The organism is Actinomyces marseillensis (assembly GCF_900155605.1).
Lineage (GTDB): Bacteria > Actinomycetota > Actinomycetes > Actinomycetales > Actinomycetaceae > Pauljensenia > Pauljensenia marseillensis.
Window position 1 is genome coordinate 355,709 of record NZ_LT707420.1, and the last position, 17,772, is coordinate 373,480.

A 17,772-nucleotide genomic window follows, 5' to 3' on the forward strand; every position below is an offset into this window, starting at 1 on the left:
GTCCGCACGCGATCCGCTTGGAGAGACCTGACCTCGCCGATCAATCAGTAGCGGATCGCATCAATCGGCTTAATCCGCACGGCCGCGAATGCTGGGATGATGCCGCACAGGGCGCCGATGCTCGTGGAGATGGCGACGCCGGCGATGGCGGCGCCGGCGGGGAAGGCCGGGGTGTCACTCAAAGAGATATTGAGCGCCTCCAGGGGCAGGAATCGGACGACGACGACCGCGATTCCCACACCGATGACGCCGGCGACGAAGGTCGCGACGACGGACTCCATGAAGACCGCGAAGAATACGCGCGCCGCGGAGGCGCCGACGGCGCGGCGGATGCCGATCTCGCGCACGCGCTGGCGCACGGTTACGATCGCGACGTTCAGCAGGCCGAGGGCCCCCAGGAACACGATGATGCCGCCGATGACCATGATGACGTTGGAGATCGTGCCGAGCTGCTCCTCGCCGATGTCCTCGTGCTCGCCGCCCGAGACGGAGACCTGCCAACCTTCGCCGAGGATCGAGGCCAGGGCACGCGGCAGGTTCTCGCGGGCCTGATCCGCGTTCTCGGTGCCCACCCACGCGAACATGGACGGCGCACCCATCTGCGGGAATGAGATGCGCGCCGCGTCGTAATGCGCGAACACGGTCGGCATGTCGAAGGAGCTCTTCGACTTGGTGATGCCGACGACGCGCATCGCCGTGCCATCACTCGTGTGGAGGACGATCGGAACCTGGTCGATGGGGGCGCGCCCCAGCTGGTTCCACAGGCTTTCGGAGATGACGACGGGGACCAGGCGCTGGTCGGCGTCGCTGCTCACGACCCATCGGCCGGCGAGCATGCGCGTGCGGAAGATGACCTCGTAGGAGGGGTCCACGCCCTGGAATGCCACGCCGTCGACCATGTCGGAGATGTTCGTGAGCGGGTAGCCGCGGAATTGCCCGCTGGAGCGCGCCTGTCGAGTTTCGACGATGTCGCCGCCGCCGCTGGAGAAGCGCGACCAGTAGTGAATGTCCATGCGCTCGGCCAGGGTACCCATAGCCTCGCCGAGGACATCCTTCTCGTCGGGTCGCTTCGCCATCTGCGCGCCGGCGGCCGAGGCGGGATCGGATGCATCCTGATAGGGACCGCTGCCCGCCGAACCATCCGAGGAGGCCGAGGAGCTTTCGGGGGTCAGGCGCAGGGTGACGGAGCGCCCCTCGTAGAGTTCCGCCAATTCACGCGAGGACTGCAGGAGCAGGTCGCCGAGCGCGATGACGATCGTCATGGCGGCCACAGCCGCGACCACGCCCACGAGGGAGAGGACGACGCGCGCCTTCTGGACCTTGACCTCGCCCCAGGCCTCGATGAGCGCGCCCAGGATCTGACTAACGGCGTTCATTGCTCACCCTCCTGCAACATCGTGGGGGACGAGGCCTGCTCAGCTTCCGGGTCGCCCTCGGCGGGCGGGAGCGGAGGTTCAGCCACAGCGGGTTCTGTACCCACGTTTCCCGAATGCCCAGCCTCCGCGCGCTGTGCAAGAGTGGAGGGATCCTCGACCTCGTGCAGCGTGCCGTCGTAGAGTTCGTAGGCGCGCTGCGCTCGAGCGGCCACGGCCATGTCGTGGGTGATGACGATGAGCGCCGAGTTGGATTCGCGGGCGATCTCCTCGAGGAGGCTCATGACGACGCTCCCCGTATCCGGGTCGAGCGCACCGGTCGGCTCGTCCGCCAGGATCACACGTGGGCGACGCACAAGGGCGCGCGCGATCGCGATACGCTGCTGCTCGCCGCCGCTCATCTCACCCGGGTAGGAATCCGCGCGATCCGCCAAACCCACACGCCCGAGCATGTCGAGGGCGATCGAGCGCCTGCGCAGCAGCTGGGGGCCGGGGGCGTACAGGAGGGGAACCTCGACGTTTTCGCAGGCCGTGCGTGCAGCGAAGATGTTGAATTGCTGGAAGACGAAGCCGAAGTCTTCTCCGCGCATGCGAGCGCGGCGCCCTTCGCCAAGCCGCGTCGTATCCACGCCGTCGAGCTCGTAGCTGCCGGACGTGGGGACATCGAGCAGGCCGATGATGTTGAGCATCGTGGATTTACCCGTGCCCGATCGACCCACGATAGACACATGCTCGCCCGCGGCGACGTCCAGGTCGACGCCGCGCAGANCCACACCGATGACGCCGGCGACGAAGGTCGCGACGACGGACTCCATGAAGACCGCGAAGAATACGCGCGCCGCGGAGGCGCCGACGGCGCGGCGGATGCCGATCTCGCGCACGCGCTGGCGCACGGTTACGATCGCGACGTTCAGCAGGCCGAGGGCCCCCAGGAACACGATGATGCCGCCGATGACCATGATGACGTTGGAGATCGTGCCGAGCTGCTCCTCGCCGATGTCCTCGTGCTCGCCGCCCGAGACGGAGACCTGCCAACCTTCGCCGAGGATCGAGGCCAGGGCACGCGGCAGGTTCTCGCGGGCCTGATCCGCGTTCTCGGTGCCCACCCACGCGAACATGGACGGCGCACCCATCTGCGGGAATGAGATGCGCGCCGCGTCGTAATGCGCGAACACGGTCGGCATGTCGAAGGAGCTCTTCGACTTGGTGATGCCGACGACGCGCATCGCCGTGCCATCACTCGTGTGGAGGACGATCGGAACCTGGTCGATGGGGGCGCGCCCCAGCTGGTTCCACAGGCTTTCGGAGATGACGACGGGGACCAGGCGCTGGTCGGCGTCGCTGCTCACGACCCATCGGCCGGCGAGCATGCGCGTGCGGAAGATGACCTCGTAGGAGGGGTCCACGCCCTGGAATGCCACGCCGTCGACCATGTCGGAGATGTTCGTGAGCGGGTAGCCGCGGAATTGCCCGCTGGAGCGCGCCTGTCGAGTTTCGACGATGTCGCCGCCGCCGCTGGAGAAGCGCGACCAGTAGTGAATGTCCATGCGCTCGGCCAGGGTACCCATAGCCTCGCCGAGGACATCCTTCTCGTCGGGTCGCTTCGCCATCTGCGCGCCGGCGGCCGAGGCGGGATCGGATGCATCCTGATAGGGACCGCTGCCCGCCGAACCATCCGAGGAGGCCGAGGAGCTTTCGGGGGTCAGGCGCAGGGTGACGGAGCGCCCCTCGTAGAGTTCCGCCAATTCACGCGAGGACTGCAGGAGCAGGTCGCCGAGCGCGATGACGATCGTCATGGCGGCCACAGCCGCGACCACGCCCACGAGGGAGAGGACGACGCGCGCCTTCTGGACCTTGACCTCGCCCCAGGCCTCGATGAGCGCGCCCAGGATCTGACTAACGGCGTTCATTGCTCACCCTCCTGCAACATCGTGGGGGACGAGGCCTGCTCAGCTTCCGGGTCGCCCTCGGCGGGCGGGAGCGGAGGTTCAGCCACAGCGGGTTCTGTACCCACGTTTCCCGAATGCCCAGCCTCCGCGCGCTGTGCAAGAGTGGAGGGATCCTCGACCTCGTGCAGCGTGCCGTCGTAGAGTTCGTAGGCGCGCTGCGCTCGAGCGGCCACGGCCATGTCGTGGGTGATGACGATGAGCGCCGAGTTGGATTCGCGGGCGATCTCCTCGAGGAGGCTCATGACGACGCTCCCCGTATCCGGGTCGAGCGCACCGGTCGGCTCGTCCGCCAGGATCACACGTGGGCGACGCACAAGGGCGCGCGCGATCGCGATACGCTGCTGCTCGCCGCCGCTCATCTCACCCGGGTAGGAATCCGCGCGATCCGCCAAACCCACACGCCCGAGCATGTCGAGGGCGATCGAGCGCCTGCGCAGCAGCTGGGGGCCGGGGGCGTACAGGAGGGGAACCTCGACGTTTTCGCAGGCCGTGCGTGCAGCGAAGATGTTGAATTGCTGGAAGACGAAGCCGAAGTCTTCTCCGCGCATGCGAGCGCGGCGCCCTTCGCCAAGCCGCGTCGTATCCACGCCGTCGAGCTCGTAGCTGCCGGACGTGGGGACATCGAGCAGGCCGATGATGTTGAGCATCGTGGATTTACCCGTGCCCGATCGACCCACGATAGACACATGCTCGCCCGCGGCGACGTCCAGGTCGACGCCGCGCAGAATGTGCAGGGCCTCCCCGTCAGGCAAGGTCACCGTGCGGGTCACATCCCGCAGGCACACGAGACTCATTGTGTGCCCGCTGCGTTGCCCGAGCCCCCGGCCACGCCGGAGTCCATACCGCCGTAGGGGCCGGTCTGGCCGTCCTGATTGTCCTTGTTCGAGGTCGGGGTGAACTCGAGGATCTCCTCGCCCTCCGTCAGTCCCTTCTTGATCTCGACCATCTTGCCGTCCGTGATGCCCAGGGTGACGGCGCGCTTCTCGGGCTTAGTCGGGTCGGAGGTCGGCAGGTAGACGGAGCCGGACTGGTAGCGGCCTTCGACCGCGGAGATCGGCACCGCGAGGACGCCCATCGCCGATCCGGCCGTCATTTCGAGAGTGACCTGCAGGCCGGCGAACACCTTCTGGTTGGAGGGGATCGCGCAGCGGGCCTTCAGGTCCGTCGAGGCCGAGGCCCCGTGATCGGACCCGGCGTTTGATTTCGAGTCCTGCGCCTTGCCGGCCGAACTCACCACCTTCACACCCGAGCACTCGAAGGGCGCGGGGCCGTTCTTAATGGTAACGGTCGCCGTCGAAGGAGCGTCCTGCATGCGGTACATCTGGTCCGCACTCAGGGAGGCGACCGCGGAGAAGGTCGGGGGGACAATCGTCGCAACCGTGTCGCCAATCGCGAACTGCTGGCCGACGAGTACCCCCGTCGAAACCGTGCCATCGCCGGGGGACATGACGGTCTCGTACTTGTAGGTCGGCTCGGAGGTCTCGACGCTCACGTTGCCTTCTTCGTCGGTCACCTGCCGGGTGTCGCCGGGAATCTCCTTGCGGATCTGGAGGAGCGCATCACCCTTGGAAACCTTGTCACCGTCATTGACGAAGGTGCGCACGACGTTGCCGTCCAGGGTCGCACGGGCGACGACCGGCTCATCGGGCTGAATCGTGCCCGTCAGGATCACCGTATTGGTGATATCTGCGCGCCCAACGGAGATTGTCATCTGCCCGAAGGACCCGCCCGGATCCACGTCGCCGCTCGTCTGCTTCTCCTGCGCGGCCGGGAAGAACGCAAACTTCACCAAGGCCACGGCGATTACTACCCAGGCAAGAACCTTGACAACATCGAACACCTGGGCGGTGCGGGTCTTTTGTGCCACGTGCGTCTCCTTCGATGAACGGCGTTGCCCAATTGTAAGGCGCGCGTTATTCTCACAACAATGCTTCCCCACTTCAGGGATTTCTCAGGGAGCGTCCCGCCTGCTGGGCGTCGCACGTTCTTGCCCCTAACTTGGATGACGAATCAACGAAAGTCATTACCTAGCTGAAAGCAAATACCTCAGTCTTCGCGGTGCCCATAGCGTGCAGGATCAACTGGCTGTTGATACTTCGGCAGCCCGTCGACTACTAGCAGGTACGACTCCCTGACAAGCTCGCGGATGAGCTCGTCGTTAATCCCCGGTCCCGGCATGACGGTGATCCAGTGTTTCTTGTTCATGTGATAACCCGGAGTGATCGATTCAAAGCTTTCACAGAGCGCACGGGCTTCCTCTGGATCCGTCTTGAGATTCACCATCCTCTTCCCGCGGACGGTTGAGATCATGAACCATTTACCGCATACTCGCGCGACCTCCCACTCCTCATTAAAGGGATAAAGCTCGCTTGCGGGAAGCTCGAGCGCAGCGTCAACGACAGTTTTCCAAAGCTGTTCATCATCTAGGTCGGCCTTCATGCGGACCCCCATTCACTACGTCTTCCGAGTAACAAAAATGCATTGTCGGGGTGGCGGGATGCCCTGGGGCGTGTCAGGAGGGTGTGCAAGTATATGACTTCAGGACATAGCGTTGGCGGGTTGGGGACTTGGTGGGGCACCAAGGGGCGGCTCAGCAAGTCCGCTCTTCCTCGTTCAACGGAGGTGTGATGGTTCCGTGTCGGTCGATCATTCGTGCGGGTTTCAATGGTTCGTCGCACACGGCATCGAGGAGCCGGTCGAAGCTTTCCATCGTGGCCTTGCGGTTGGAGGGAACGAATTCCAAGGCGGAGGCGTACGGGCTGACCTCGTGCCCCTGGCCTGACAGGGCGATGGCCATACTCACGAGCGGGTTGGCTCGTGCGCCTTCCTCGATGGCCTTTGCGATCCAAGAGCGGCATTCGTCTACGTCGTTAGTCCAAGTACGGAATACCTCGCCGGCGAGTTCTTGATGCCATGAGTAGTCGTCGGAAGTGCTGGTGAGTGTCCATCCCGGCCACAACGCCGTGAAATCCTCCAGGTGCAAGTCCTCGTCCTGGAGCGACCACCAGCGCAGCGAGCGTGCTTGGTAGTCCACGAATATCCCGGTAGTCGGAACATCGTCATCCATGGTCGGCTCCCACGCATTCGATTCATCCGGTTTTCGGGAGGCTACCTCACGAGCCAAAGCCAGGAAATTCTCAGGACCGAATCCAACAACATCGTCCAGGAAGCCGTAAGCGCGCCAGGTGACCAAGGTGCCGTCTGCCATGCGTACGGTGATGGGATCAGCTCCGTGCCACTCATCCCATGGCTCTAGATCGGGCGCGCGATCGCATGGCAAACGATCAGAACGGTGTGTGAAGATGGTGGCCGGATCGACGCCAGCAGCCCGAAGGGTTCCCCTGGTTCCTTCGGCTGACCAGACGGCCGTCCACCCAGGCCAAGTGTGCTCAACGAGGTAGTTGATAAGTCGAGGCATGTAGAGCGCCTCGCTCTCCTCTGCCCACACCACCAGTTTCCTGGTCTCATCGATCAGCAGCGTGCCCTCAATCCACGTAGCCCCCTTCCAAGCATGCGGATCGTCAACACCCATCGGAGCCATACGACGCACGCGCTCGATGGTGGCCTGCGCACCATCGAGCGCAATGTCCAAGCCGATCGTTTGGGCTGCCCAATGGTCGTAGAAAATCTCCCAACCAGCAGCAGTCTTAAGCAGCACACCTAACCGCGAACCCACCGTGGCCTCCCCATCAACGCGCAACCCAAGGGCCGCTGAGCACCTCATTCATACTCATTCGATCAGAACAAGTTATTCGGCGATCGTCGTCGAAAGCTTCAGGTCTATGAAGTACCCCGGGTAAAAAACGTCTCCCCTGGGACACATCCAGAGGAGAGGTGCGGGGAATCCTGTTGGCATCCAGGCTAGCACAGGCTCGCCCGCAAGCACCCTTCGACCAGAACGCGCCGCTTCCGATTTCTCGAAAACGGCGTTATTTCAACGGAAAGTCTGGAGCGGGCGACGGGAATCGAACCCGCGCTGTCAGCTTGGGAAGCTGAAGTTCTACCATTGAACTACGCCCGCGAAGCGCCTGATACCAATCGGTATGACCGGCACAACTCGTTCATCATAGCGGCTCCCCCGCCTGCAGTCCAAAGCATGACCTCTAGACTTAAAGGCGTGACTTCACCCAACCCGCGCCCCGTCGTTGCCGCCGCAATCTTTGATCGCCTCCCCCACCCAAGCGCGCTTTTGTGCGCCTCGCGCTCCTATCCGGAAGATTTACGAGGCCTCTTCGAGCTCCCCGGCGGAAAGGTTGAGGAAGGCGAAGACCCCGTGCGCGGCCTCGTACGCGAAATCGACGAGGAACTGGGGTGCGCGCTGGTGGTCCACCAGCCCATCTTCTCCCCCGAGGGACCATGGTGGCCAATCCTTGCTGGACGCGTCATGGCGGTGTGGGGCTGCACGCTTGCGGACCCCGACCAACAGCTCACTCCCGGGCACTCCCACCTGGAACTGCGGTGGACTCGCCTTGACGAGGTCCTTGCTCTTCCCTGGATTCCCGCAGACCTTCCCATCGTTCAAGCTGCGATCGAGCAGTACTCATCTGCGGTTCCTTGTTGATAGGCATCGCCCACACACCCGATTTCGATTCAGACACTTCTGCTTTTTCTGTCAGAATAGATGTATGCCGAAGATTATTGGGGACTCGCTAGCCGACCACCGAGAGCTCACCCGCAACCGCCTTTTCGATGCTCTCGCAAGCCTTCTCGCCGAGCAGCCTTTCGACTCAATCTCGATGTCCCAAATCGCCACGCGCGCAAAAGTCGGCCGCACCGCGGTCTACAACCACTTCCCCGACAAGGAAGTCCTCCTTCTTGAGTTCATGCGTCGCGTCACCCTGCAATTCTCGCAACGCCTCGAAGAGGCGATCACACAGGTCAACGATCCCCTAGCCCAATTGCGTATCTATATCCGCGCACACCTGGAGATGACGACCCGCTACCACCTGAATTCGACTTTTAACCTGCGCACTCAGGTTTCGCGCGAGAACTCCGCGCACCTGCACGATCACGCAACAATCATCTCGACCAGGCTCCTGGAAATCCTTGGCCGATGCATGGAAAGCGGCGTCATCCCCAAACAAAATCCGCATGCCCTGATCCCCCTGATCCACTCATGCTTGGCAGGCAATCGCCTCCCCGCAAATCCCCAGCAGCGCGAGGCGACGATCGCCACCGTGCAAACCTTCATTCTTCGAGGCGTCGGCGCGGATATCCCCATTACTTCCTCCGCGCAACGTCCCTCCTCGGTTGAGAACGCCTCAGAGGACGGTGCAGATGACAGAGAAACAGCCGGAGATACCGCCTACATGCGCTGCCCGGTCAGCGCATGAGCATTTGTGATCTCGCAAACTCCTATAGGATCGTGGAATAAGTGACCGGCACACGCCGTTGAGCTAAACATAACCCGGGGCGTGTGCCCCTCACCGAAAAAAGGAGTACCCACATGAGCACGATCGCGCTCACCTCGGAAAACTTCAACGAGACCATCAACTCTGACAAGATCGTGCTGGTGGATTTCTGGGCAAGCTGGTGCGGCCCCTGCCGCCAGTTCGGCCCGATCTTCGAAGCAGCCTCAGAGCGTCACGAAGATGTTGTTTTCGCAAAGGTCGATACCGATGCCAACCAGGACATCGCCGCAGCACTGGAGATCGCATCAATCCCGACCCTGATGATCTTCCGCGAAGGCGTCCTGATCTTCCGCAACTCCGGCGCAATCCCCGGAGCAGCCATTGACGACCTCGTCTCCCAGGCACAAGCCCTCAACATGGAAGAGGTCCACGCAGAGGTCGCAAAGCAGGAAGCTCAGAACGACTGACCTCACTCAGTACTGACTTCGTACGACAGATAAGTGGTGGGGACGGCCAAGCCGTCCCCACCACTTATTGCTTACCTAGGAGCGCATCCGTTCAGGCGGCACCCACGCAGTACGCGCAAGAACCCGGCTCGTTCGACATGCTCTAGCCCTGTAGCTCAGCAGCAACCAGTTCAGCCAGCTGAATTGCATTCAGAGCTGCGCCCTTGCGCAGGTTATCGCCACTCACCACGAAAACAATGCCGCGGTTATCCGGAACGGCCTGGTCCTGGCGAATACGGCCGACCAAGACATCGTCTTCACCGGCAGCCTCAAGCGGGGTCGGGACGTCGACGACGCGAACTCCGGGAGCACTGTTGAGCGCGGCCACGGCCTCGTCACGAGAAATCGAGGCGGGGAACTCGGCGTGGACGGTCATCGTGTGTGCGGTCAGGACCGGTACGCGCACGCAGGTACCACTCACAAGCAGATTGGGAGCATGCAGGATACGACGCGATTCGTTACGGAGCTTCTGCTCTTCGTCAGTCTCGAAGCTGCCATCGTCAACAATCGAACCGGCCAAGGGCACAACATCGAAAGCGATGGGGGCAACGTAAACCTGGGGAGTACCGAAATCAACGGCATGTCCGTCGGTGGTCAGGCCCTCGAGGTTCTGATCGACGGTGCCGCGAACCTGATCGAGGAGCTCACGAACACCCTTGAGTCCCGAGCCAGACACGGCCTGGTAAGAGGATACGGTCAGACGCTCAATACCGCCAGCAGCTTGCGCAAGCGGCTTAATTGCAGGCATGACGGCCATGGTCGTGCAGTTCGGGTTGGCAATGATGCCCTTGGGGCGATCGGCGATATCTGCACCGTTCACTTCGGAGACGACCAGCGGGACCTCGGGGTCCTTGCGCCATGCGGAGGAGTTGTCGACGACTACTGCGCCGGCCTCGGCAAACTTCGGCGCGTACTCGCGCGAGGCCGTTGCACCCGCGGAGAAGATCGCGATGTCGATCCCGGAGAAGTCGGCGGTCGCGACGTCTTCAACGACGACCTCTGTGCCCTTCCACGGGAGTGTCGAACCCGCCGAGCGAGCGGAGGCAAAGAAACGAATCGTTTCAACCGGGAAGTTTCGCTCTTCCAGGATTGTGCGCATCACGCGACCAACCTGGCCCGTCGCACCGACAACAGCAACCGTCAAACCAGCCATTTTCAGCCTCTCTTTGTGTAAATACGCGTTCTCAGCGGCCCGTGCCAGCGTAGACAACGGCCTCGGAAACTTCGGCGTCCATGCCGAAAGCAGAGTGAACAACTGCAACCGCGCGGTCCAGGTCTTCCAATCGAGTCACGATCGACAGACGAATCTCGGAAGAAGAAATCAGATCGATGTTGATTCCCGCCTCAGACAGCGCAGCGAACAGGCGTGCGGCCACACCCGGGTTGGTGCGCATGCCAGTACCCACCAGCGAAAGCTTGCCGATGTTCGGGTTGTAGAGGACCTCTTGGAAACCAATCTCTTCCTTCGCGGCATCCAAAGCATCCAGAGCAACCTGGGCGTCAGCCTCGGGAATGGTGAAGGTGATGTTCGCGCGAGTGCGATCGCCGACGGGGATGTTCTGGACGATCATGTCAATATTGGCGCCCGCAGCAGCAATGGTCTTAAAGACCTTCGCCGCGCGACCGGGGTGGTTCGGGACACCGGCAACAGTGATCTTGTCCTGGCCGCGGTCATGGGCAATTCCAGAAATGATGGGCTGTTCCATCTGTCCTTCTTTCGGGTCAAGGAATGCGGCCTCGGGAACCAGGCCTTTAAGTGAGGGGGACGCAGGGGTGTCGGAAATCCAGGTTCCATCTTTCTCGGAGAAAGAAGAACGCACGTGCAAGGGAACCTTGTAGCGGCGGGCAAACTCAACGGCGCGCAGGTGGAGGATCTTCGCTCCGTGAGCGGCCAGCTCCAGGGTTTCTTCGGTCGAGATAGTGCGAACGCGGTGGGCCTTTTTTACGATTCGCGGGTCTGCAGAGAAAAGGCCATCAACGTCGGTGTAGATCTCGCAGACATCAGCGTGGAGGGCAGCCGCGAGAGCGACCGCGGTCGTATCGGAGCCACCTCGGCCCAGGGTCGTCACGTCCTCGTCATCGGAAATTCCTTGGAATCCGGCGACAATTGCGACCTGCCCTTCCGAGATTGCGCGGGCAATGCGCTCAGGAACCATGCCGGTGATTTGTGCGCGGCCGTAGGCGGAGGTCGTGTGAATGCCTGCCTGTGCGCCGGTGAAGGCCTGAGCGGCAACACCCAATTCGTTAATCGCCATAGACAGGAGGGCCATCGAAATACGCTCGCCCGCGGTGAGGAGAATATCCATTTCACGTTCGGGAGCATGCTCGGTAATCTGAGCGGCCGTGTCCAAGAGGTCGTCAGTTGTATCGCCCATTGCGGAGACGACAACGACGAGCTTGTGTCCGGCGTTTCGAGTGTCGACGATGCGTTTTGCAACGCGTTTGATCGCTTCGACATCGGCGACGGACGAGCCTCCGTACTTTTGCACGATGAGCGCCACGAGTAGTCCTAACTGTCTGTGTTCTGGTTTCCTTCCCTAATCGTGGCGAAAGTTTGGGGTTACTGCGACTTTTGACCAACACGTGAACGTTTGTACCAATTTGTAAACGTAACTTACCGCACATACCAAGGCCTACAGGGCATGGGAGAATAGTGTGAGCTCGGCTCCCAAGAAAGGAACGCACGATGTCACACACGGTTTACGGCACTCCCGTTGTTCACGGAGTGTCCTACGCGCCGATCGTATGGACATCACGTCACCCCCTCCCCCCAACAGAGTTCACCGAGCTTCCCCCCACAGAGCGCGCCGCATGTGCCGCGCATTTGGAAGAGATCTGCCGAAGCGTCGGCGATGACCTCTTCGCCCAGTCCGAACAGGCCTACGGCGATGTCTCCGACGTGCTCATGATGACCGCTTCCCTGGCGACCGATCCCAGCTGGATTGCGGAGGCACAATCGTGGATTTATTCAGGGGTTCCTGCTCCTCAGGCGGTTGTTCGCGCGACCGAAAAGTTCACCGAAGTCTTCCGCGCTTCGGGCGGACTCATGCTCGAGCGCGTGGCGGACCTTAAGGACGTGCGCGACCTGATTCTTGCCCACTTAGCTGCTTCCTCAGGTGACGAGGCCAGCGATGCGCGCGTGCATGCGCGAAAGGTACAGGCGGCCTCGGAAAGCCCCTATATTCTCTGCGCGCGGGATTTGTCGCCCTCGGACACGGCGCATCTCAACCCCGCGCACTGCGTGGGAATCGTGACCCAGCTGGGCGGCCCCACCTCGCACACCTCGATCATCGCGCGCCAGCTGGGGATCCCCTGCATCGTGGCCGCTCGTCGCATCAACGAGATCCGCACGGGCGAGTATGTACTCATGGATGCTTTTGTGGGTTCCGTGACCACTGGCGTTCCCGAAAATGAGGCCCGCGAGGCCGTGGAGAGGGATCGCCGCCGCGCCGAGGCCACCCTCAGGTGGGCACCGCCTGCACACACCTCAGATGATCATCCCGTGCGTTTGCTGGCAAACATCCACGACCTGGCCAGCGCGAAGGCTGCTGCTCGTTCTCCGCTTGCCGATTCGATCGGGCTTTTCCGTTCAGAAATTGCCTTCCTCAACGCACAAACCGAGCCTTCCATTGAGGAACAGACCGAGTTTTATTCGAGTATTTTCCAAGAGTTCCAGGGGTATTCGGTGTGCGTGCGCACGCTGGATGCAGGCTCCGACAAGCCGCTGGCCTATGCGACGATTCCCGGCGAGGAGAACCCGGCTCTTGGCGTTCGCGGGATCCGAACCTCGGGCCCGCATCCGCAGATTCTCCAAAACCAGCTCGAGGCGATTGCGTTTGCGGCGATGCGTCAGCGTGAGACTTCGGTTTCGGTGATGGCGCCGATGGTGTCAACTGCTGCCGAGGCCAAGTGGTTTGTCTCCTCGGTTCGCCAGCTCTCCGAGCGTTTCGAGGTCGAGCTGCATGCTGGGGTCATGATTGAGGTCCCCGCAGCAGCACTGATGATCGATTCAATCATGGAGCACGTGGACTTCGTGTCGATTGGTTCGAATGACCTCACCCAGTACACGATGGCTTCGGACCGCCTCTCACCGGACCTTGCCGAGTATTCCGATCCTTGGCAACCCGCGCCTTTGCGCTTGATTGCGCAGGTTGCGCACGCTGGCCTCGCTCACGGGGTGAGCGTGAGTGTGTGTGGCGAGGCCGCGGCTGACCCGCTGCTGGCTTGCGTTTTCGCGGGTATGGGTGTGCCCGCGCTGTCAATGCCGCGCTTGGCCATCCCCTCGGTGGGCGCGCAGCTTGCTCAGGTGAGCTTGGCACAGTGCCGCTTGGCTGCTGCTTCAGTTGTCGAGGCCGCTGACCCGGGCGATGCGCGCTACCGTGCGCGCACTGCGCTCGAAGTGGAGTTCTAAGGGCAAGCAAGGATCTGAAGTACTCACTTCTGGTTACGCAGATACCTGACTGAATCTGATCGGGACGATTAAAAAGTCCGGTTCCACTCTTCAGGTATTCCGAGGCTCGGAGTTCGAACCAATGGGTTCTGCAGAAATTCCTCAACAAGGAGCCTCGAAACTTTATCCGGCCATGTAGTTCCCGGAGACGTTACTCTCAGAAGATGCGACATGACGACAATCGCACCAAAGATGCGTTCGCTTTGTCGTGCTGGAAGCGCAGAGAATTTCGTTTGCGATTTTAACGCCGAAGTGGGAGCCGGGGTAAACGATTTATTCCACAGTCGACCGTGGTGTGCGCATGTATTCCGTATGATTGCAAACTGTTCGAGCCACCGTGCTAATGGTGATTGTTTCTTTGCTTTCTCCTGCTGATTCCGAGACAAGGAATTCAGATTAATTCGTATCCCCAGACTCTCTGCAACCGTTTGCTGGTCCCGAACACGCATCCCGTCAAACATTCGCGATAAATCACTGAAATCAAGGATCTCAGCCAATACCCAAAACGGAAACTGAGAATTATAGACATCACAATAATGCTGAATTGCTTCGCTACGCATACGCATACGGGAAATCCGTTTATCGGCGGTTTCGAGCCACTGCTTATGTCGAAAGTTCGGACGGAAATTAGCAGGATTTTGATAGAAAACCGGATCGGTCATACATAAACAGTCCCCGATTCTCGTCCGCATCGTCGTTTCAATGCGCTCAATCGCATCAAAAAGGAGGGTACGTAGCTTCCGATCGGCCTCATACAATGCGACTACATCCGCGAAAGAGATTCCATTGTCAAATTCATCGAGATGTGTACCATCATCGTCAAGTTTCCGAGCTGGATACCAGTACGCTGAGAGCCGGTAATAGCTAACATTCGAGAGCCATTGCCGCGCAAGCTGCTCATCAACTTGCATGCCGCGTTCGCGTAATGTCTCTATCTGTTCACTAATCGTCGTTGCCGGCTTCAGTTCCTTTGACATCGAAGACATCCTTGTCATTCGCTGATAAAGATCCAGCCCACTCTCAACCATATCGGTTGAGGCGGGCTGAACGATTGATTAAAGAATATCGAATTTATGCCATTCTGTCATTCGCTTTTCGTATAAATTGTGCAGGTCACAATTCCATCGCAGGCAGGATCACCGAGAAAGTCGTCCCGTGTTCACCGGGCTTAGCTTCGCCTTCGCACACGGTATCCACATCCACCCGGCCGCCCAAGGCCTCGGCGATCGAAGAAACGATCGACAGCCCAAGGCCAGACGATCCCTTCCCCTGACGCGAGCGCGAAGTGTCGCCTCGGACGAAACGATCAAAGACGGTAGCGCGCAACTCGGGCGGGATACCCGGGCCGTCGTCGGCAACACTCATGCGCACAAACCCCGGTGCCGAGGCCCCGCCGCCGATCACCTGCACGCCAACCTTGACGCGCGTGCCCGCGGGAGTGTGGATTCGCGCGTTATTCACCAGGTTTGCGAACACCTGGCGAAGTGCGGATTCATCGCCCGCAACCGTGCAGGAGACGCAGTCTTCGTCCTCGTCATCGAACTGAGGGAGGTCCAAGACCCACTCGTGATCCGGGCCCGCCGCGTGCGCATCCGAAACCGCGTCAATCGCCAGGGGGATCAGGTCGACCGGATCACTGGCGAGTTCTCGGCCCGCATCCAAGCGAGCCAATAGCAGGAGGTCTTCGACCAGACCGGACATGCGGGCAGACTCTGAGGCAATACGCGCGAGCGCAAGCTCCTCATCCGCGCTTCCCTTTTGCAGAAGCTGCGTGTAGCCCTGAATCGACGCCAATGGAGTGCGAAGCTCGTGCGAGGCATCGGCGACGAACTGGCGCAGGCGCTGCTCGGATTCGGCGCGGGCCTGAAGTGCCGTTTCAACATTGTCGATCATCGTATTCAGGGCGTAACCAACATCGCCGACCTCATCACCAGGCTGGGCGATGGAGTAATCAACGCGTTGGAAGTCCTCAACCGTTGGAGTAGCAATCAGGTCTTTGGTGCCGATGCTTCTCGCGGTCGCCGCTACCTCACCCAAGGGGAGCATTTCCCTGCGAATCCACTTGCGGCCGATGAAAGTCGCACCGGCGATCACGACCAGAGCGATGACACCTTCAAGAGCCACCAACATAATCAGCGTCGAGTTATTGGCCGCCAAAGACAGGCCGACGACCAGTGTCCGTGACTCTGATTGACCGCACATGATCCTGAAAGAGCCAAAATTCGTCAGGCTGACATTGTGCCCGTGTCCATCACAGCGCAGAGAGAGAATCTGCTGCTGAGCGGCGGTATCGAGCTCCACCACATCAAATTGCTTGACGACACCTGAAACGATCTCATCGTCGTCTTTGATGAGCTGCAACTGGCCTTCTGAAGAACCCGGGCCTCGCAAGCCGCGCGGTCCGTGTTCGCTTGGCGAAGCGGAGGAACTTGGGGAATTCGACTGTGATGGACCGTGATCATCCTGGTCGTCCTGTGACCCGGCCGTTGGAGGCGGGGGTGGGGGAACAGGTTGCTGCAAACTGAGCTCTGCGTTCTTTTCAAGCCTGCTGAGCATGGATTCGAGCGAACTATCGATCTTGGAAGTCATCCACGAATGCATTGCAAGCGCCGAGGCAGCAAGCATGGTGACCAACGCTAAAGCGACAGCTGCAGCAAGAAAACGACTCAGGCGAACAGTGAGAAGACGAGATCGCTTGCGCTTTGTCTGGGGAGCACTGTGCTTGGGAGCGCGCGCTTGCGATTCGGTATTCGAAGCTTGGGGGGCAGAGCTTGTCATTGGCGCTCCTAGGAGGCGGGCCTGAGGATATAACCGGCTCCCCTGACCGTATGAATCATGGGGTCACGCCCAGCGTCGATCTTCTTACGCAAATACGAAATGTAGAGCTCGACGATGTTCGCCTGACCGCCAAAATCGTAGGACCATACGCGGTCGAGGATCTGCGACTTCGACAAGACAACGTTCGGGTTTTCCATGAAGTACCGCAGCAGCTCGAATTCGGTGTTCGTGAGCGTGATAGCTTCACCACCACGTGCAACATCATGCGAGTCTTCATCCAGGGTCAGATCACCAACGGTCAGAACACGTTCAGCGGTAACCGAAGCCATTCCAGACCGGCGAAGCAGGGCGTCGATTCGCGCGGTAACTTCATCCAAGTCAAAGGGCTTCGTCACATAGTCATCGGCACCAGCGCGCAGTCCTGCAACACGATCAGCAACCGCGTCACGAGCCGTCAAGAACAGGACCGGAAGATGGGGCTTGCGCTTACGCAGGCGTTCCAGAGTTTCCATCCCGTCAAGGCCGGGCATCTGGATATCCAAGACGACGACATCGGGGTCAAAAGTATCGGCCTTATCCAAGGCTTCCCAGCCATTGGCTGCGGTCTTTGTCTCCCAGCCCTGGTGCCTCAAGGCCGATCCCAAAAGCTCAGCGAGGACGGATTCATCGTCGACGACAAGAATGCGCGCGGGCGTCCCATCGGGGCGGATGAAGTTGGACTCTGTTGTACTCACGTCGAGATCCTTTCACAGTTTCCGTCGACGTTCAGGACATATTGCGTCGGCCTTCCATTGCCCGGCCCAGGGTAATGGAATCCGCGTATTCGAGGTCGCCGCCCACGGGAAGCCCCATGGCCAGACGCGTTGTTGTCACGCCAATGGTGGACAGGGTTCTGGCCAGATACGAGGCCGTTGCTTCCCCTTCGATATTCGGGTTCGTTGCAATGATGATTTCCTGAACGACACCGTCAGAGAGACGCCCCAAGAGCTGGCGAATCCTGAGTTGATCAGGGCCAATTCCGTGGATCGGGTCAATGGCTCCACCGAGCACGTGATAGCGTCCGCGGAAAACCCGAGAGTTCTCAATCGCCTGAATATCCTTCGGTTCCTGCACGACGCAGATAATGCTGGGATCGCGGCGCGGATCGCGGCAAATCGAGCATTCATCGTCTTCGGTGAGGTTCCCACACACCGAGCAATGCTTGACCTGGTGTCGCACCGCGTTGATCGCGGTCGTCAGGCGCTCGACGTCCTCAGGTTCGGCCTCGAGAAGGTGCAAAGCCATGCGTTGTGCGCTCTTTGGCCCAACCCCGGGAAGCTGGCCAAGTTCATCAATGAGATCTTGAAGAGCTCCTTCGTACACGCG

General features: G+C 60.7%; 16 protein-coding genes, 1 tRNA gene and 1 pseudogene. 4 read left to right on the plus strand and 14 right to left on the minus strand.

From position 1 onward, the window contains the following. Positions 1–44: 44 nt before the first annotated feature. The 8 genes and pseudogenes from BQ8011_RS01480 to BQ8011_RS01515 form a co-directional block, all read right to left on the minus strand. Positions 45–1,376 carry an ABC transporter permease gene (locus tag BQ8011_RS01480; RefSeq protein WP_072456941.1) on the minus strand — a complete coding sequence of 444 codons (1,332 nt, stop codon included), beginning with the start codon at positions 1,374–1,376 and terminating at the stop codon, positions 45–47. Next, positions 1,373–2,146 (minus strand): ABC transporter ATP-binding protein, encoded by a 774-nt coding sequence (locus BQ8011_RS09105; RefSeq protein WP_268753928.1) that lies wholly within the window; start codon positions 2,144–2,146, stop codon positions 1,373–1,375. The genes BQ8011_RS01480 and BQ8011_RS09105 overlap by 4 nt, the downstream gene beginning before the upstream one ends. Continuing rightward, positions 2,138–3,283: pseudogene (locus BQ8011_RS09040) on the minus strand (ABC transporter permease); the annotation flags it as partial. The pseudogene BQ8011_RS09040 and the gene BQ8011_RS09105, both read right to left, overlap by 9 nt. Then, positions 3,280–4,116, minus strand: a complete 837-nt coding sequence (locus tag BQ8011_RS01495; protein WP_072456943.1) for an ABC transporter ATP-binding protein — start codon at positions 4,114–4,116, stop codon at positions 3,280–3,282. The gene BQ8011_RS01495 and the pseudogene BQ8011_RS09040, both read right to left, overlap by 4 nt. Next, the gene (locus BQ8011_RS01500) at positions 4,113–5,189 is read right to left on the minus strand and encodes an efflux RND transporter periplasmic adaptor subunit (RefSeq protein ID WP_072456945.1); all 1,077 of its coding nucleotides are present in this window, start codon (positions 5,187–5,189) and stop codon (positions 4,113–4,115) included. The genes BQ8011_RS01495 and BQ8011_RS01500 overlap by 4 nt, the downstream gene beginning before the upstream one ends. A gap of 179 nt (positions 5,190–5,368) precedes the next feature. After that, on the minus strand, positions 5,369–5,761 hold the full coding sequence (locus BQ8011_RS01505; RefSeq protein ID WP_072457821.1) for an MmcQ/YjbR family DNA-binding protein: 393 nt from the start codon (positions 5,759–5,761) through the stop codon (positions 5,369–5,371). A 151-nt stretch (positions 5,762–5,912) separates the two neighbouring features. Continuing rightward, on the minus strand, positions 5,913–7,046 hold the full coding sequence (locus tag BQ8011_RS01510) for a hypothetical protein (protein WP_231945336.1): 1,134 nt from the start codon (positions 7,044–7,046) through the stop codon (positions 5,913–5,915). A gap of 223 nt (positions 7,047–7,269) precedes the next feature. Continuing rightward, positions 7,270–7,343: transfer RNA gene (locus BQ8011_RS01515), tRNA-Gly, on the minus strand. Between the two features lie 96 nt (positions 7,344–7,439). Between BQ8011_RS01515 and BQ8011_RS01520 the strand changes: the two genes are divergently transcribed. The 3 genes from BQ8011_RS01520 (at position 7,440) to trxA (ending at position 9,140) form a co-directional block, all read left to right on the plus strand. Then, the gene (locus BQ8011_RS01520; protein ID WP_072456947.1) at positions 7,440–7,883 is read left to right on the plus strand and encodes a (deoxy)nucleoside triphosphate pyrophosphohydrolase; all 444 of its coding nucleotides are present in this window, start codon (positions 7,440–7,442) and stop codon (positions 7,881–7,883) included. A gap of 64 nt (positions 7,884–7,947) precedes the next feature. Continuing rightward, positions 7,948–8,655 carry a TetR/AcrR family transcriptional regulator gene (locus BQ8011_RS01525; protein ID WP_072456949.1) on the plus strand — a complete coding sequence of 236 codons (708 nt, stop codon included), beginning with the start codon at positions 7,948–7,950 and terminating at the stop codon, positions 8,653–8,655. Positions 8,656–8,738: 83 nt separating this feature from the next. Then, complete coding sequence (gene trxA, locus BQ8011_RS01530; protein ID WP_267958468.1) at positions 8,739–9,140, plus strand: thioredoxin; 402 nt, start codon at positions 8,739–8,741, stop codon at positions 9,138–9,140. A gap of 142 nt (positions 9,141–9,282) precedes the next feature. Here the strand turns inward: trxA and BQ8011_RS01535 are convergent, their stop codons facing one another. Next, positions 9,283–10,332, minus strand: a complete 1,050-nt coding sequence (locus tag BQ8011_RS01535) for an aspartate-semialdehyde dehydrogenase (protein ID WP_034501113.1) — start codon at positions 10,330–10,332, stop codon at positions 9,283–9,285. Between the two features lie 31 nt (positions 10,333–10,363). Then, positions 10,364–11,680, minus strand: a complete 1,317-nt coding sequence (locus BQ8011_RS01540; RefSeq protein WP_072456951.1) for an aspartate kinase — start codon at positions 11,678–11,680, stop codon at positions 10,364–10,366. Positions 11,681–11,865: 185 nt separating this feature from the next. Between BQ8011_RS01540 and BQ8011_RS01545 the strand changes: the two genes are divergently transcribed. Next, positions 11,866–13,590, plus strand: coding sequence for a phosphoenolpyruvate--protein phosphotransferase (locus tag BQ8011_RS01545; protein ID WP_072456953.1), 1,725 nt, complete (start codon positions 11,866–11,868; stop codon positions 13,588–13,590). A 68-nt stretch (positions 13,591–13,658) separates the two neighbouring features. Here the strand turns inward: BQ8011_RS01545 and BQ8011_RS01550 are convergent, their stop codons facing one another. The 4 genes from BQ8011_RS01550 to recR all read right to left on the minus strand — a co-directional run bounded on the left by BQ8011_RS01550 (position 13,659) and on the right by recR (position 17,769). Next, complete coding sequence (locus BQ8011_RS01550) at positions 13,659–14,606, minus strand: Abi family protein (RefSeq protein ID WP_072457823.1); 948 nt, start codon at positions 14,604–14,606, stop codon at positions 13,659–13,661. Between the two features lie 136 nt (positions 14,607–14,742). Next, complete coding sequence (locus BQ8011_RS01555) at positions 14,743–16,407, minus strand: sensor histidine kinase (RefSeq protein ID WP_072456955.1); 1,665 nt, start codon at positions 16,405–16,407, stop codon at positions 14,743–14,745. A gap of 8 nt (positions 16,408–16,415) precedes the next feature. Beyond that, entirely contained in the window at positions 16,416–17,141 is a 726-nt protein-coding gene (locus BQ8011_RS01560; protein WP_072456957.1) for a response regulator transcription factor, read from the minus strand. Between the two features lie 31 nt (positions 17,142–17,172). Continuing rightward, positions 17,173–17,769, minus strand: a complete 597-nt coding sequence (gene recR, locus BQ8011_RS01565) for a recombination mediator RecR (protein ID WP_072456959.1) — start codon at positions 17,767–17,769, stop codon at positions 17,173–17,175. Positions 17,770–17,772: the final 3 nt, after the last annotated feature.

What these genes read in the sequence shown, in the direction of transcription:
- BQ8011_RS01480 (WP_072456941.1), bottom strand. Translation starts at nt 1,376, where the DNA reads ATGAACGCCGTTAGTCAGATCCTGGGCGCGCTCATCGAGGCCTGGGGC.
- BQ8011_RS01495 (WP_072456943.1), bottom strand. Translation starts at nt 4,116, where the DNA reads ATGAGTCTCGTGTGCCTGCGGGATGTGACCCGCACGGTGACCTTGCCT.
- BQ8011_RS01505 (WP_072457821.1), bottom strand. Translation starts at nt 5,761, where the DNA reads ATGAAGGCCGACCTAGATGATGAACAGCTTTGGAAAACTGTCGTTGAC.
- BQ8011_RS01510 (WP_231945336.1), bottom strand. Translation starts at nt 7,046, where the DNA reads ATGAGGTGCTCAGCGGCCCTTGGGTTGCGCGTTGATGGGGAGGCCACG.
- BQ8011_RS01525 (WP_072456949.1), top strand. Translation starts at nt 7,948, where the DNA reads ATGCCGAAGATTATTGGGGACTCGCTAGCCGACCACCGAGAGCTCACC.
- BQ8011_RS01535 (WP_034501113.1), bottom strand. Translation starts at nt 10,332, where the DNA reads ATGGCTGGTTTGACGGTTGCTGTTGTCGGTGCGACGGGCCAGGTTGGT.
- BQ8011_RS01545 (WP_072456953.1), top strand. Translation starts at nt 11,866, where the DNA reads ATGTCACACACGGTTTACGGCACTCCCGTTGTTCACGGAGTGTCCTAC.
- BQ8011_RS01550 (WP_072457823.1), bottom strand. Translation starts at nt 14,606, where the DNA reads ATGTCAAAGGAACTGAAGCCGGCAACGACGATTAGTGAACAGATAGAG.
- BQ8011_RS01555 (WP_072456955.1), bottom strand. Translation starts at nt 16,407, where the DNA reads ATGACAAGCTCTGCCCCCCAAGCTTCGAATACCGAATCGCAAGCGCGC.